The sequence below is a fragment of the Paenibacillus sp. FSL K6-4396 genome, assembly GCF_038002525.1.
GTDB lineage: Bacteria > Bacillota > Bacilli > Paenibacillales > Paenibacillaceae > Paenibacillus > Paenibacillus amylolyticus_B.
In genome coordinates this window covers 2,552,123-2,568,166 of the sequence record NZ_JBBOCR010000001.1, presented here as the reverse complement: position 1 = coordinate 2,568,166, position 16,044 = coordinate 2,552,123, and the positions used below count along the sequence as shown (strand labels likewise).

At 47.4% G+C, this 16,044-nt stretch carries 16 protein-coding genes and 1 other annotated feature; of the genes, 4 read left to right on the top strand and 12 right to left on the bottom strand.

Translation table 11 applies throughout. From position 1 onward, the window contains the following. The first annotated feature begins 32 nt into the window (after positions 1-32). Complete coding sequence (locus MHB85_RS11675) at positions 33-545, top strand: hypothetical protein (RefSeq protein WP_036609214.1); 513 nt, start codon at positions 33-35, stop codon at positions 543-545. 98 nt (positions 546-643) lie between these two features. On the opposite strand, the gene MHB85_RS11670 is transcribed toward MHB85_RS11675, so the two are convergent. Both MHB85_RS11670 and MHB85_RS11665 read right to left on the bottom strand, forming a co-directional pair. Next, positions 644-1,093 (bottom strand): NUDIX domain-containing protein, encoded by a 450-nt coding sequence (locus MHB85_RS11670; protein WP_105598236.1) that lies wholly within the window; start codon positions 1,091-1,093, stop codon positions 644-646. 56 nt (positions 1,094-1,149) lie between these two features. Then, positions 1,150-1,446, bottom strand: coding sequence for a HesB/YadR/YfhF family protein (locus MHB85_RS11665; RefSeq protein WP_036609218.1), 297 nt, complete (start codon positions 1,444-1,446; stop codon positions 1,150-1,152). A 485-nt stretch (positions 1,447-1,931) separates the two neighbouring features. Between MHB85_RS11665 and MHB85_RS11660 the strand changes: the two genes are divergently transcribed. Next, positions 1,932-3,677 carry an ABC transporter ATP-binding protein gene (locus MHB85_RS11660; protein WP_105598235.1) on the top strand — a complete coding sequence of 582 codons (1,746 nt, stop codon included), beginning with the start codon at positions 1,932-1,934 and terminating at the stop codon, positions 3,675-3,677. A 12-nt stretch (positions 3,678-3,689) separates the two neighbouring features. Then, positions 3,690-5,780, top strand: a complete 2,091-nt coding sequence (locus MHB85_RS11655; RefSeq protein ID WP_192132284.1) for an ABC transporter ATP-binding protein — start codon at positions 3,690-3,692, stop codon at positions 5,778-5,780. Positions 5,781-5,964: 184 nt separating this feature from the next. Here the strand turns inward: MHB85_RS11655 and MHB85_RS11650 are convergent, their stop codons facing one another. The 7 genes from MHB85_RS11650 to MHB85_RS11620 form a co-directional block, all read right to left on the bottom strand. After that, on the bottom strand, positions 5,965-6,591 hold the full coding sequence (locus MHB85_RS11650; RefSeq protein ID WP_192132286.1) for a YdcF family protein: 627 nt from the start codon (positions 6,589-6,591) through the stop codon (positions 5,965-5,967). Next, positions 6,588-7,133 (bottom strand): hypothetical protein, encoded by a 546-nt coding sequence (locus tag MHB85_RS11645; RefSeq protein ID WP_053061520.1) that lies wholly within the window; start codon positions 7,131-7,133, stop codon positions 6,588-6,590. The genes MHB85_RS11650 and MHB85_RS11645 overlap by 4 nt, the downstream gene beginning before the upstream one ends. A gap of 99 nt (positions 7,134-7,232) precedes the next feature. After that, on the bottom strand, positions 7,233-7,943 hold the full coding sequence (locus tag MHB85_RS11640; protein WP_192132288.1) for a hypothetical protein: 711 nt from the start codon (positions 7,941-7,943) through the stop codon (positions 7,233-7,235). Beyond that, positions 7,940-8,995, bottom strand: a complete 1,056-nt coding sequence (locus MHB85_RS11635) for an ATP-binding cassette domain-containing protein (protein WP_192132290.1) — start codon at positions 8,993-8,995, stop codon at positions 7,940-7,942. The genes MHB85_RS11640 and MHB85_RS11635 overlap by 4 nt, the downstream gene beginning before the upstream one ends. A 5-nt stretch (positions 8,996-9,000) precedes the next feature. Next, a complete protein-coding gene (gene argS / locus MHB85_RS11630; RefSeq protein WP_091017218.1) occupies positions 9,001-10,731 on the bottom strand; it encodes an arginine--tRNA ligase in 1,731 nt (576 codons plus the stop codon). Positions 10,732-10,795: 64 nt separating this feature from the next. Then, positions 10,796-11,088: a binding site (T-box leader), on the bottom strand. A 179-nt stretch (positions 11,089-11,267) separates the two neighbouring features. Further along, on the bottom strand, positions 11,268-11,603 hold the full coding sequence (locus MHB85_RS11625) for a four-helix bundle copper-binding protein (protein ID WP_036609230.1): 336 nt from the start codon (positions 11,601-11,603) through the stop codon (positions 11,268-11,270). Positions 11,604-11,676: 73 nt separating this feature from the next. Then, complete coding sequence (locus MHB85_RS11620) at positions 11,677-12,795, bottom strand: CobW family GTP-binding protein (RefSeq protein WP_192132292.1); 1,119 nt, start codon at positions 12,793-12,795, stop codon at positions 11,677-11,679. Between the two features lie 171 nt (positions 12,796-12,966). On the opposite strand from MHB85_RS11620, the gene MHB85_RS11615 reads away from it, so the two are divergent. Further along, a complete protein-coding gene (locus tag MHB85_RS11615) occupies positions 12,967-13,485 on the top strand; it encodes a MogA/MoaB family molybdenum cofactor biosynthesis protein (protein ID WP_091017221.1) in 519 nt (172 codons plus the stop codon). Positions 13,486-13,553: 68 nt separating this feature from the next. On the opposite strand, the gene MHB85_RS11610 is transcribed toward MHB85_RS11615, so the two are convergent. From MHB85_RS11610 to MHB85_RS11600, 3 genes are all read right to left on the bottom strand, one after another. Further along, positions 13,554-14,066, bottom strand: a complete 513-nt coding sequence (locus tag MHB85_RS11610; protein WP_192132294.1) for a hypothetical protein — start codon at positions 14,064-14,066, stop codon at positions 13,554-13,556. A 116-nt stretch (positions 14,067-14,182) separates the two neighbouring features. Next, on the bottom strand, positions 14,183-15,202 hold the full coding sequence (locus MHB85_RS11605) for an oxidoreductase (RefSeq protein WP_192132296.1): 1,020 nt from the start codon (positions 15,200-15,202) through the stop codon (positions 14,183-14,185). Positions 15,203-15,313: 111 nt separating this feature from the next. After that, complete coding sequence (locus MHB85_RS11600; protein ID WP_192132298.1) at positions 15,314-15,967, bottom strand: hypothetical protein; 654 nt, start codon at positions 15,965-15,967, stop codon at positions 15,314-15,316. Between the last annotated feature and the right edge of the window lie 77 nt (positions 15,968-16,044).

Sequence of the window (16,044 nt, the reverse complement as noted above, 5' to 3'; positions counted from 1 at the left end):
AACTATTAATGGCGCAGGAGGATTAAGGAACCATGTCACGTCAGTTTATTACAGAAGCCGTGATGGTGGCCATTTACGGTCAATTGCTAGCGCCGCCCGCGCCTGTTGAATATATTGTTCCTTATACCACCATCCTTGAGCTATATGAATTCCAGACCAGTCCTGATCCCATGATGGATAACCCGGCAGATGATCAGCATGTGAAATCCAAAATCAATGAAATGATTTCTTATTTCGAGGAACCGCTGAATAAGAAAAAAATAGAGCGTGCGTTACTTGTTCCATGGGCCAAAAGCCCCTCCATTTTATTTGGTGACCAAGTATCCATTGCCATTATCAACGCAATAGATACGGCACAGTACGGGGAGTATTTCGATCCCATTGAGACAGAACTGTTGCTGACATCTCAGCGTCTGAGTATCCCGATTCTCACCGATCAGGTTGAACTGATTGCACGTATTATTGAGTCTGAATCACCTGTGCAGGTATTCGATATTGATGATTTTGATTTTGCGATGGATGATGAACCACTGGATCAGGTGTAATTCATACTCTGAGCACCTGAATCGGATTTTTCAAAAAATGACCTTGGCATCCACTTTATCGTGCATGCCAAGGTCATTTTTTTGCGTCAACACTTATTTTATTCTGCAATATCCCGCGCTAACAGGATTCGGCTAATCTGATTCAGAGGTGGTAACGACTCCAGCGCAAAAAACTTCAGACCTGCATCACTATTTACACGCGACTCCACAAGGTCATCCTGAATGATCACTGTCCGGAACAGAGCAATGACATAATACTCTTCATCTCCGCTTGAATGCAGATACCGAAGGTCTGGCCCCGAATAGAGGCCTTCCAGTGTCATGGTATCAGCAGTCCAACCTGTCTCTTCCCATAACTCCCGATGTGCAGCATCTTCAATAGCCTCACCCGGGCGCATCTCACCTGCTGGCAACCGCCAGTGACCGTGTTCAGCATGCTGAATCAGCAGTAATTCACCTTGTTCGTTCTCAGCCCACACAGCCGCCTTTACAACAATATGAGAGCGTTTCGCGATATACTGGGCCAAATCTCGTGCTGGCAGATTCACTGCTTATCCCCTCCTCCTACTCGGAAGCCGGTGGCGACCTGTAATCCATCTATTGCTTAGACTTCAGTATAACGATATTCGATATCCTGACCTTCATCAACGATATCCACATGCAGTTGGTGCCCTTTCAGATACCAATAATCGTGATCTTCCATAAAGAATTGAATCCCCGATACTTCGGTTTGATCCGCAGGATGTCTTGGTTTCTCCACAGCAATACCTAGCGAAAATCCAGGGTGAAGACCTCCGCCAGAGCTATAACGGGCAAAAAATCGAATGCTGTCTCCCTCGTTCAAATTCAGCTCTTCCTTGTACCAGCGAGCAGCTTGATCGGATACATGTATGGTACTCATTTGGTGTCAGCTCCTTCTGTATATATATGTTCCATCATATCTCTACAGGGACTTGAATACAAACCCGAGTGACCACATAAAGACAAAATAAATTGTGAAAAATGTTTGACAGATTGTAAAAACCGGTGTTAAGATGCAAACATACGAGGTCTACATTGTATTTATTTCCAAAAAAAGAAAGGGTGATTACGGTGTTTAACAAACATATGATTGGTCAATTCAGCACACAACTAAATACCGGAGCACACCCGAAATCATTATTCCGTTCATAAGTCGGCATGACAGGCGATCTTTCATTAAAATCTCTGTAATGTTTACTCACAATCGAACTTATATATGGTGGCGGCTCTGTTCTCTGAGCCATGCTGCCGTATGATGATATGAAGACATACCGCCTGCGTGCGGTATGTCTTTTTTTGTGGGTACATTTCGGCATACATGAACGGAATCTGCATTTCTCAGACATCGAAAGGAAGGGATAACACTTGTTCTCTGTACTTAAAAACCTGGCCTGGTTCTTCCGGCTGGAACGCAAACGATACCTAACCGGTGTCATCTTGCTTATTCTGGTGGGCATTGCCGAACTGCTGCCTCCTCGTCTTCTTGGTAATGCCATCGACGAGATTGTGCGCGGTTCCATTACCGGCACCTCACTTACCCGTTATATTTTGCTTATTCTGGGAACGGTCATCATTATCTATCTGGTTACATACGTTTGGATGCACAAACTGTTTGGTGGTGCCAATCTGGTGGAGCGGCTGCTTCGTTCACGCTTTATGGACCACTTGTTACGGATGACTCCTCCCTTTTTTGAGAAAAACAGAACAGGAGATTTGATGGCTCGGGCCACCAATGATCTTCGATCCATTGCTACTACAGCAGGCTTCGGCATGCTGACCTTAACAGACTCTACAGCCTTTCTGGCCACCGTATTGTTCGCGATGGGTTTCCTGGTCAGTTGGAAACTGACCTTGGCGGCAATCCTGCCATTACCTTTTATCGCCATTGCCATGATGATCTATGGTAAAGCTGTACATCAACGTTACACCCTGGCACAGGATGCATTCGGAGATATGAACGACCAGGTGCTGGAATCCATCGCCGGGATTCGTGTCGTGCGTGCTTATGTGCAGGAACGTCTGGACGAGAAACGGTTCGCCGACGTGACCGAAGATGTGTATCGCAAAAACCTGGCTGTTGCCAGAATGGATGCCCTATTCGAACCCACCATCCGGCTCTTCGTTGGACTCAGTTATGTGATTGCACTTGCCTACGGCATATATCTTGTATTTCATAATGAAATTACCCTGGGGGATCTCGTATCGTTTAACATGTACCTGGGGATGATGATCTGGCCCATGTTTGCCATCGGCGAATTAATTAACCTGATGCAACGTGGTAGCGCTTCGCTTGATCGGGTCAACGAGACTTTATCGGTAGAACCTGCCGTACAAGATGTGGAGCAACCTGCCCACGTTACGAATCCGGAAGAAATTGCGATGCAGGATGTTACATTCCGTTACCCAAGTTCAACTGTCGACAATCTCAGTCATATCAGCTTTTCGCTACGACGGGGTCAAACATTGGGTGTTGTGGGTCGTACGGGTAGCGGTAAGTCTACTTTGCTCAAACAACTGCTTCATGAATACCCTGCCGGTTCGGGCACATTAAGCATCTCGGGTCATCCGATTCAGGATATCGCCAAAGATGACTTGCACAGCTGGATCGGGTACGTACCACAGGAACAAGTTCTGTTCTCCAAATCAGTTCGTCAAAACATTCAATTTGGTAAACCTGGGGCCAGTGATGAAGTCATCATGGAAGCCATTCGTACCGCCGCTTTTGACGGGGATCTGGGAACCTTGTCCGATGGACTGGATACACTCGTTGGTGAAAAAGGAATCTCTCTGTCCGGCGGACAGAAACAGCGGGTTTCGCTGGCGCGTGCCTTTATTGCTAATCCTGATATCCTGATCCTTGATGATGCCTTATCTGCGGTCGATGCACGTACTGAAGCCAAAATTATTGAAAATATACGCAACAAACGCTCGAGCAAAACCACGCTGATCTCGACTCATCGCCTGTCTGCTATTGAACATGCTGACCGAATCATCGTACTGGAGCACGGGAAAATTACGGAAGAAGGCACTCACCAGGAATTGTTAGCCATGAACGGCTGGTACCGTGAACAGTATGAACGGCAACAGGTCGAGTCCAATCTGTCCACGTAGGAGGTCAATTCATTGAAGTCTAATACAGGCAAAAGGCTGCTTGATTACGCCTTGAAAGCCAAAGGAACATTTATCGCTGCATTAATTATGCTTACTATTGGTGTTGCGGCCGAGCTTGCCGGGCCGTTCATCGCCAAATCCATGATTGACAATCACTTGCTCGCGATTGAGCAGCCTTTCTATGAGACGACAGCTTCAGATGAAGCCGCAGTTTACAACGGTAAGAATTACAAACGCGAAGGTTTGTTCGAACCGGATGAAAACAAAGGTTCCGAAGTGCGGGTATTACAAGCCGGCAGAAGTTTTTATTTTGTAAACGAACCAGTCAATGCACCTGACGGGGACCGCACATATACGGATGGAACCCTCACGGTTACACGCGCAGGTGAGGTAACAGGCCAATATGCGGCAACCCCCCTGTCCGCTGGTGAACTGTTTGCTTTTTACAAACCGGAGATGCCCAGCATCTATCAATTAATTGTGTATTACATGATCTTCCTCGTGATCTCGGTCATTATGGAGTTTGGTAAAACTTTCTGGCTGCAATCCTCGGCCAACAAGGTTATTCAAAGACTGCGTAACGATGTGTATGCCCATATTCAGCGACTGCCGGTGCACTTTTTTGATAACCTGCCCGCAGGTAAAGTTGTATCTCGGGTCACAAACGATACAGAAGCCGTCAAGGATCTGTTCGTTGCCGTTCTTTCGAACTTTTTCTCAGGAATCATCACGATTACAGGTGTGTATGTCGCACTCTTCCTGCTTGATGTTCGCCTGGGTCTAATCTCATTATTCGTTGTGCCGATGCTCATTACATGGATTGTGCTCTATCGCAAATTCGCCACTCGTTACAACACGATCATTCGATCCCGACTGAGTGAGATCAATGCAATCATTAACGAGTCCATTCAGGGGATGTCCATTATCCGCGTATTCCGCCATCAGAAACAAACCAAACAGGAATTCGAAGATCTGAATGATGACTATATGAAACACCAGAACAAAATGCTGAACCTGAATGCCTTCACCTCACACAACCTGGTTAACGTATTACGGAATATCGCCTTTGCGGTGGTCCTGTGGTACTTCGGTTCCAGTGTGCTTGATGGCACAAGTATTATCTCCCTGGGTGTTCTGTATGCCTTCGTTGATGTTCTGGGCCGTTTGTTCCAGCCAATTACCGGCATGGTGAATCAGCTCGCGAACCTGGACTCCTCCCTCGTATCTGCTGGGCGTGTCTTTGAGCTGATGGATGAAAAGGGAGAAGCTGTAACCGATGGCTCCATGCCAAGATACAAAGGGAATGTTGTCTTCGATGATGTATCCTTTGCCTATAAAAAAGATTACGTGCTTAACAATATCTCGTTCAAAGCATCCCAAGGTCAGACAGTCGCTCTGGTCGGCCACACCGGTTCGGGTAAAAGCTCAATCATCAACCTGCTATTCCGGTTCTATGATCCGCAAAAAGGCAAGATCACGATTGACGGTCAGAACGTCAAAGATCTGCCTAAACAGTGGATTCGCGAGCATATGGGGATTGTATTACAGGACCCGTATCTGTTCACAGGCACCATTGCTTCCAACGTCAGTCTTGGCGATGAGAAGATCTCCCGTGAACGAATTGAACAGGCGCTGCGTGATGTAGGAGCCGAACGTATACTGGCTCATTTGCCTCAAGGCTTTGACGAACCTGTCATTGAAAAAGGAAGCACATTGTCCGCTGGTCAGCGTCAGTTAATCTCCTTCGCTCGTGCACTCGCATTTGATCCGGCCATCCTCATTCTGGATGAAGCGACTGCCAATATTGATACGGAAACGGAAGCACTCATTCAGAATGCACTTGAAGTCCTCAAAAAAGGACGTACCACCTTCATCATTGCTCACCGTCTCTCCACTATTCGTTCAGCAGATCAGATTTTGGTTCTGCATCGCGGGCGCATCGTTGAGCAGGGTGCACATGATGAACTGATGGAGCTTAAAGGCCGCTATTATAAGATGTATCAGCTTCAGCAAGGTGCGCAAGCAGCAGCGAGTGCAACCAGCGAGAATCCGTCGGGTGAGATCATTCCAACCTCAACCTCCTTTGTCGGAGGCAATGCATAACAGTGTAAAACAGAAAGCTCTTTAAGTAACCAACCAAAAATGATGTACTCAACAGCAAAACAAAAATCGATCTACACAGCTACCTTAGGGTTTGCGGTGTAGATCGTTTTTTTCGTATTTTCATCTGGAGGCATGTTCGGTTACTGTTATTTCGTCCAGACAAAAAAACAACCCGCGTGCAACCTCATGGCTGCTGCGGATTGTCTATCCATCCCTTGATCGTATATCCCATGTACATCACAGTCTCCCTTGCGAGAAAAGGAAACTTGCTGCGCCAGGTTCGATACGCCGTTGTTCGTGTCGGAGATGGTACGGCATCCATACCCAGCCCGGCAGTCAGCTTCATGGCCCGTTTCATATGCAGCGGATCACTCACAATCGTATAGGTGTGATAACCGGCCTGTTCACCAATTGGAATTGAATTGAACAGATTCTCCTCGGTAATTCTGGATTTGGTCTCTATGCGAATGTCCGCAGGATCTACTCCATGTGCGATAGCATACTTTTGACCAACTTCAGCTTCTGTATGTTCTCCATCACCACTTGATCCACCTGTGAAAAGCAGATTACGAACTGTACCCTGACGGTATAATTCAATCCCGTGTTCGATGCGTTCACGAAATACAGGTGAAGGGTTATCCCCCTCCACGGCTGCACCCAGAATGATTGCTGCATCCGATATCCTCGATGAATCCTCATCCGTAAATGCAGATATACGTACTGCGGTAACCACAGTCCATAGGATTCCGACTAATAGTACAGCCAGAGTTATAATTAATATCCAGCGTTTTGTTATCCGTCTGCTTGTCATTCATCCTCTTCCAAAGCCCTTGCCTGCATACTCTCGGTATGCATACGCTCCAGCGTTTGCAGAGCTGCTGCGGATTCGGCATCCAGACCAAGCTCTGCAATCCAGGCACCCGTATATTGCTGAAGACGGATCTCCAACTCCTGTGCACGGTCTTTGAAATCCTCCAATTCCTTAATCATGCGTGAGCGTCCTTCCGGACTGAATGTCTCGTGAATTCGTTCCTTGAAATAATGATGTACGATACGGTTACGTTGCTGCCATAATTCATTCAATTGGCGAGTCTCTTCCTCAGAGAATGTAAAATGATGACGTACTTCGTGAATGAGCTGCCCCAGTGAACTGCTCATCTTTCGTTCGTACAGATCTTCCAGGTCTTCTTCAGACACAGCCTTGCCCTGAGACATTTTCATTAATAAAATCAGATTGACCAGCTGCTGTTCAAGCGCCTGCCCGTAGTACACGGCCAATCCGTAATAGGCAAACAATTCCCTGGAGTGTTCGCTGTCCAGCATGTCACCATTCTGGATATCTGTATTTTGCATATGCGAGCGCCTCCTTCAACCGTACGATGCTATCCATTCCATGTCCCTCTATCCTAACCAAACCAAGAGCAACATTCAAGTTATCGGGAAGCGCGTCTTCTAACCCCGCAGATCTCTTCTCCCGGACAGCCACACATGGATGATTAGTAACGCTAATGCATAGATCACAGTCCACAGCGTAACCGAAACAAAAGAGTTCATCTTGGATTCATCAAATAACATCATCTCACGAACCAGATAAAAGGCTGGTGGAAGAATACGGCCGATCCAATCTAACGATTCAGGCAAACGTTCGCTTAAGGAACCTTGGATAAACGATAGTAATAATACAATAATGAGGGCAGGCATACTGCGACTAAGCAAGGGAATGTACGATTTTTGAAAGAATACACTAATGCCTAATCCCAGCAGTGATAACCCCAGATGTCCTAACCAAGTCATCATCCACTCCTCACCTGTGAGTTGTCTCTCGAACATTCCCGCGAACACGGGATACAGCACAGTGATTGCGGTGAGCATGATTAGCATGATCCAGGCACAGATAAATTGACTTATTACAACCTTACGCCTGCTTCCTATATGTAGGACGAGTAATTGAACCTGCTTTGCAGATTCCGTATTCATCACCATTACTCCGAGCCAAGCAGCTGCCAGAAATAACAGCATAGCCGTAACGCTGTAACTGTCGGCAATAGGGTTGGGTTTGTAGGAATAAATTAGCAGCATGGAGATGATATAAAAGATAACCGGTGCAAAATATTTCTGTGAGCGAATGTGGTGCCTTAACAAATATCGGGTTAGATAGATCATTCGACTTCTCCCCCCGCATCATCCATGGAAGAGCTTAAGTCCACAGATTCCGTGATACCTCCACGACTCGCATGTACAGCTGGATGTTGTCCTTCCAGCAGACTTTCCATATGTAATTGACTTTCCTCCTGTTGTACAGAGACAACCGAACCTCCGGATGCCAAAATTCTTTTGAGGACATCATCTGTTGATTGTTGAACTATTTTCCAATCCCACAACCAAGAATTGGATTTCTTCGAGCTTGTATTACGAACCAAAGACAGTATTCCCGGTTGTTGTACAATCGATAGATCGTTAGCCAGATCTTCTCCAGCTTTCGTCAGACTTTGAATACGTACAGCGGGTTCGCCAGCTTGTAGTATATCTTCACGACTCCAGTAGCGGAGCACGCGGCCTTTCTTCAACACAATCACCTGGTCTGCCAAACGTTCAATAAGCAACGGTTCATGACAAGCTGTAACGATGGATGTCCCTTCATCCTTCCATTGCCCCAATAAGGATACAATGCCCTCTTGAGCTGGAATATCCAAGCCAGACAACGGTTCATCCAACAGCAAGAGACCACCCGGTCCAGGTAACAGGGCCTGAATCAAATTCACTTTTTGCAATGTGCCCTTGGATAATAGGGGTAACTTCTGATCGATCGCGGTATCCAGATATAAAAGTTCACTAAGTTCTCTTATCCGCCCACGTAGTTCTTCGGGGCGAATGCCCCGAATCCGTCCCATGTCCCACAAGTACTCCCTAGATGTAAAGGGTAAACGTGGCAGGCCATCTACTGCATACCCATCAGAACCCTTCATTGTGCGCTGGATCGATCCTGTATCGGGTAACAAAATACCTGCCAACATACGTAGCAACGTGCTTTTTCCCGAGCCGTTTCTGCCAACAAGCACAGCACATTCACCCTGTTTCACTTCCAGATTAATTTGATTCAGTACCTGAGCATGACCTAATCGCTTGCTCACTTGTTGAAGCAATATACCTCGGACTGATGAGTCTGGTGTAGCTTGATCCGACTTCTTGAAAATACCACGTGTACTCCATGTCATTGGGATCACATCCGTTCCGGGGCCTGCACACCTAGCAAATGTAAACTGTACGCGAGTCGTTCGGCAGTCCGTTTGGCCAATGCCACCCGGAAGGATCTTACATCAGATGACGCATCCGCAATCCGTTCGGCGTGATAGAAGCGGTTGAACGCTTGAGCGACATCTATTGTATATTTGGCAATGACCGAAGGCTCATTCCGATGAATTGCTTTTTCCAGATACTCGGGATAATCACCAAGCAGTTTCAGCAATGCCCATGAGGTATCTCCGATAAGGGATGAAGTGGTTTCTGTGTTATTCTCACCTTCCGCAAGGTTGGGTTTAGTCAATGGGTTTTCATTTCCCATACGGATCGCCTCTTCTGCCTTGGCAAGCACACTTTGAATCCGAGCATGGGTGTATTGCACATAAGGTCCGGTCTCCCCTTCAAAACTCACGGCATCTTCCAGGGAGAAGTCCACATCGTTTAACCGATTATTCCGCAGATCACCGAAGACAATGGCACCTACACCAACAGCCTCAGCCACCTTCTGAGGGTTCTCCAGATTCGGGTTTTTCTCCTGAATAATCTGCAAAGCACGAGCAACTGCCTCATCCAACACTTCCTGCAAAAAGACAACTTTACCGCGGCGGGTAGACATTTTCCGTCCCTCAAAACGCATTAGGCCAAACGGGATATGTTCACACTTCGCAGACCATTCATGACCCATCCGGGATAGGACCGCAAATACCTGACGGAAATGTAACTTCTGCTCGCCTCCGACCACGTATAACAACCGATCTGCCTTCATCACCTCATGACGATAAACCGCCGTAGCCAAATCCCGTGTAGGATAGATCGTTGTTCCATCTTTTTTGATAATCAGACACGGGGGCATGTTCTCATCCTCTAAGCGTACCACGAGTGCTCCGTCACTCTCTTCAAGTAAACCTTTTGTCTTGAGTTCTTCAACCACTGCGCCCATCTTGTCATTGTAAAAGCTCTCTCCCAGCGTATGGTCGAACTGTACATTCAGACGTTCATACATCCGGTTGAATTCCTTCATGCTCACTTCCACAAAGAATGCCCATAACCGCTGTGCCTCATCATCTCCTTGCTCCAGCTTGCGGAACCACTCGCGTGCCTCAATCTCCAGTGAAGGATCGTTCTCCGCCTCATCGTGGAAGCGCACGTACAGCTCCAGAGAAGTACGGATCGGGTCTGCCTGCAGCGCTTCATCATTGCCCCACCGTTTGTATGCTGCGATCTGCTTGCCAAACTGGGTTCCCCAGTCTCCCAGATGATTCACACTTACGGAGGTATAACCTGCTTCGTTATACAACCGATACAGTGCTGCACCGATTACAGTAGAACGCAAATGTCCGATTCCGAAGGGTTTTGCGATGTTAGGGGAAGACATATCAATCACAACACGCGAACCTTGACCAAGCTGAAGCTTACCAAATGCCGCATTCCCCAGTTCTTTCAGCAGATTCGGCGCGAGCTTCTCCCGATTGAAACGGATATTTACATACGGCCCGGCGGGAGTCGCTTCAATTCCAGATGCCTGTAATCCCGTTGCGAGCTCAGTGGCAATGACTGCCGGTGCTTTTTTTAATGACTTCGCCAATGCAAAACAAGGGAATGCTGCATCACCCATCTCCGCTTGTGGTGGAACTTCCAATAATCTCATAACCTCTTGTTCATTCAATCCCGTTAAAGGGGCAATATCGGCCGCAGCCTGCTTCATCAACATGTCTAACACTCCTTATCCATTCATTAGTGGCTAAAAATAAACACAAAAAAGCTCTCGTCTCTACATAAGAGACGAGAGCTGACTTAACAGTTCCCGCGGTACCACTCTAGGTGAACAGGCTGCTCTTCATATGCATCAACATGCATACCCGTAGAACCTGTTCCGCTCGATGCGTATAACGGTCGCAAGCCGGGTTACCCTCAGACAGATCTGGCCTATCCCCAATTGGGATACGTACATCTTTTCGGATAACCATCTCACGGGTGCGGTTCACTCAGGTCATGTCATACCGGCTTCCACCTCTCCCGGCTCGCTGTCATGTATGGATCTGGCTACTCTCCCGATCATTGATATTCTTCATTTCAATTCATTGCCATCATTATACATACCACGATCAGACTTGGCAACCTGCATTAAAAATCCCCTACTGAAAGGCAACACATAGGCACATCGTCTCAGATGCTTGTGTTCACTGCCTTCCCTTAGGGGACAACGGTCATTATCTGTTTTAATTATATATTCCAGTGAAATAATATTTACGCTACTGCTGCCATCAATCGGCAAGCTTCTGCACATCTGCGGCAAGCCTCTGCACATGCTTGGCAGTGATCATGGTGGTGTTTGCCACACTCTGCGGCGCAAGCTTCACAAGCTTTCACACACAATTCGCATATTTCAGCAATGAAATCACTTCCACGTGTCATCGCTTGTGCAGCAAAACTGCAGATCTCCGCACATTCCCGATTCAAACGAATGCAATCACGCAACATTGCCAGATCATATTCTTTCAGACTCGATATGTAACATACGTTGCATGCATTCATGCACTCCAGGCAAGCATCGATACATTGTTGATATTGTTGTTGTGTCATTTAAAGTTACCTCCCAGGCAAAGTTTGCTATGCATCTTAATACCCAGTTCGGAGGAATATTGAATCATCTAACCTACTTTATCGCTTCCAATTCCAGTAATTGGTCACGAATGACAGTTTGGTCAAAATGTTCACCTATAAACACAGCAACATTAGGGACATCTCCCTGAGGTGTGATCTTCATGTAGTCCGATTCACGGTAGGCATACTGGAACCAGAAGCGACTCGCCGTGTCACTAAACGATAAAATGCCTTTTGCTCGATACACATCACGTGGCAATGCGGATAAAAATTGTTCAAACGCCTCGCTGTTCACCGGTTGACTGAAATAATGCGTATATACCATGACATGTTCGTGTGATGCATGAGGAGCGGAATGCTCGTGACTGTGGGCATGGACAGGGCTATGGGATGCGTCAGTATTCGTATCATCGCCTTGGACTGTATGATCAGTATGTTCATGTCCATGATTGCAGCCATGTGTACCACAGGTTTCCGTATGCACATGATGCTCTTGGTGAGCTGGCTTACCTGCTTCAGAAGCTGAATCACGTACATGCACGTCTGCCCCACTGCGAAGCAACAGATCCATCTCCACCTCACATTTGACTGTAGGGATTACAGGTGCGAAGCCATTCCATTTTGCCAAAAGCTGTTCCAGATCCTTCAGTTCCTGTGCGCTCACCCGATCCGTTTTGTTCAAGAGAAGCACAGACGCACAGCGAATCTGCTCCTGCATCAGTTTAAAGGTCTGCCCCTTCTGCTCCTGATACAAACCAGATAGATGTGCCGCATCCACAACGGTAATGAGACTTTTCAGTTCCAGTCGCATGTAGAGCGAGGTTTCCGTTACCGCATCCAGAATCTCCATTGGATTTGCCGCACCGGTTGCTTCAATAACGATCACATCCGGTGATTCCTCTTGAACGAGATCAGCAAGTTGCAATCCCAAGTCACCACGTACGGTACAACAGATGCAGCCACCTAACATCTCTGTCATTGGAACGGTGGAATCCACAATCTGACCATCCAGATTGACTTCGCCTAACTCATTCATGACCACTGCGGGACGCAAACCCTGCTGTTGCCAATGTTCGATCAACTGAACAAGCAGTGTTGTTTTGCCACTCCCCAAAAAACCTGACAGTATATATACAGGTATGGATTGTTCTTTTAAAATCGTTTCATTCATGCGTATACACCTCTCTGATTGTCCTTCTTGTTACCTGATCTATCTATATCTAGCGAGTGTACACCATCCCGCATTCGTTGTGCAATAAGGTTCAACTCTTCCCCAGTACATTGCCTGATTCTAACGGATGGTCTATGCTATGAGGACATGTTGATTGAAGGAGGAAGTTTCATGACTAATTCAGTGGAACAACATCGCCAGGAAGCTCCGACCACGGTATCGTGCATGATTGTTACAGTGTCGGACACACGCACCAAAGACACCGATACCAGTGGCCAGCTCATGCACCAGCTTCTGAGTGAAGCGGGTTATCAGATTGTTGAATACATCATCACTCCAGATGAAACGGAGAACATTCGAAGCATCCTGCAAGATGCAGCTGTTCGTGATGATATCGAAGCCGTGCTGCTCAGCGGGGGAACAGGGATTGCACCCCGAGATACAACCTACGAAGCGGTATCCTCGCTACTCGACAAGGAACTTCCGGGCTTTGGTGAGATCTTCCGTTTTCTCAGTTACACCGAGGATATCGGTTCCGCTGCCATCCTGAGCAGAGCCGTCGCCGGAACGATTGGACGCACAGCCGTCTTCTCCATGCCGGGCTCCAAAGGAGCTGTCAAATTGGCCATGGAAAAACTCATTTTGCCTGAGCTGCGGCATGTGATGCGTGAAATATATAAACCCGTCTGAAAGATCAGACGGGTTTTTCGGGTTTATTTTCAGCTGTATAATAAAGTGCGAAGGGGATCTCGCTCAACTTACCTTATTTGCCCCAGCACATGTTGGAACACCTGCATAACATCCTGTTCATACTTGTCCTTTTCCCCACCCGAAGCTGTATAAACAAGTGAGACGTATCCTTTGCTGCGAATCGTTGTCCGGCCAAGCGCATTCTCCAAGACAGCCTCATCACGATTCTCACTATACATTTGTTTCATGCTGGCCGCCCGGGTAGCTGCATCACTGAAAATATGGACTTTCACGATGTGTCTGCCACTTCCATTCAACAAATACATATAAGAGATCCCACCATGCCCGTCATCGGCAGACATATTATTCATCAGCTGAATGCCTTTTGCTTCAAAACTCTTACTGATCTCACTCACCAATTCACCGTTTAATCCGTGTCCCTGACTCTGTGCCCGCACATTTCCTTCATCTGTTGCTTCACGGGTGTAGACCTTCCGCTCCTGCTCAATGGATGATGCCGAACAAGCCACCAGGGACCAGACACTTGTGATCAACACACCACTTACAAGTATCGACTTCATTGTTCTTCGAACCAGACTTCGTCCTTTTCTATCAAAACACATGCCAATCCTTCCTTTCCAGTCACATGTACTGTGACCCAATCAGGTAGAATTAGCATGTCTTAGGACTTGGAAACTTATGCGGATGGCAGATCTGATATTGTATTGACCACAGTCCGACCTACCGCACCGCCTTGGAGTATCGTCTCAAGCGTATGAGGCAACTGGTCCAGAGAAATTTCGCGGATTCCCAGTTCCAGCGCGCGCTCCGGTTTCCATTCTCCGCCGAGCAGTTTCCATACCCGTTCCCGACGTTCCATCGGACAATATACAGAGTCTATACCAATAAGCTGGATACCACGCAAAATAAATGGAAGTACCGTCGATTCAAAAGCTGCGCCTCCAGTTAACCCGGATACCGCAACCGCTCCTCCGTATTGAATCTGTTTCAATCGCTCCGCGAGAGCCGGGCCTCCTGTTGGATCAATTACTCCCGCCCATAGCTGTTTACCCATGGCTCCTTTAGCTGGAGCATCGGCTTCTTCACGAGTAATAACCTCTGAGGCCCCCAAGTTTAGAAGCAAAGGCTCCTCCCGCTCCTTCTTGCCTGTGCTGGCTGTTACTTCAAAGCCAAGTTTCGCCAGAATCGCAACTGCCATACTGCCAACGCCACCCGTTGCACCCGTAACCAGAACCTTGCCCATCGCCGGTGTCATTCCAGCCTGTAACAGCGCATCTACCGAAAGTGCAGCCGTAAATCCTGCGGTTCCAATTGCCATGGCTTCTTTCTCACTGAGACCCGGTGGCAGAGGCACCAGCCATTCACTGCGCAGACGAGCATACTCACTGTAACCCCCATAATGGGATACCCCTGGTTCAAACCCTGTACTGATCACCCGATCTCCCGGTGCAAAACGTCCACTGACCGATTCCTCTACCGTTCCTGCCAGATCGATTCCAGGTACCATGGGGTATTCACGAACGACACCACCCTTCTCAAGAGTCGCGAGTCCGTCTTTATAATTGACACTGGAATATTGCACCTGTACCGTTACATCTCCATTTGGCAGATCTTCCTTCTTCAGTTGCTCTATAGCAGCTTTCACTCCTCCCTGTTCTTCTTTACGGACAACATATGCGTTAAAATGGTTTTTCATCAATAGCCACTCCTTATTTGGATTTTATATATTTTTCCATTAAGCACATGAATTGTTCGTATTCAGGCTTAACGGCTACCTTTTACTTCTGGATTCTTCAGATGTTGATGATCAAGCTCTGTCTCTCCTGAGCGTCAACAGATAGATTAGCGGACCCACAATAGGGATGATGCCTGCCGCGGCCCAAGCTGGTGAACGTCGACTGCCTTTGGCATCCCTGTATATCGCAATCACGGAAAGCAAGGTCAGCAGTACAAAATCAATCGTCATGATATGTACAAAGGCAGATTGCTTGAACGCGTCCATATATTCATCCGGATGACCTTGCGTCACGGCATAGAATGCCGTACCCAGCGTCAACAGCAGAAGGACTACATGCGTCAACTTATGAGCTGCTACCCGTCCAATTTCCGACTCCCGCTGACGACCAAAGTGCAAGCTTGCGTAACCCGAAGCTCTATTTGCGGACGATGACCATGCATAATAGGGAAGCAGGGCAAAAGCACCAAGTCCGAAAGAAAGTATAACAAAAGGCCAAGCCGGTACACGGCCACCTCGTTCTTTCACAGATGTTCTTAACAGCATACAAGTATAAACTGCCGGGAAAATACCTAACCACGAAAATACCGTAAGTAACCAAGGTTCTTTGCTTTGCATGGTAATCAGTTCTTTGAAAATCGGATCACTTCCAGGTGACTGCCCCGGTGCCAACAACAATGCATAGGCAATAAAAGCGATCCAGACCAGTCCTAGTATCCATCTCATGTCTGCACCTCCTCTTACTTTCATCCCCTGCAGCTGCAGGATTGAATCAATAGTTGCAGAATTTGGCGTCTCCTGCG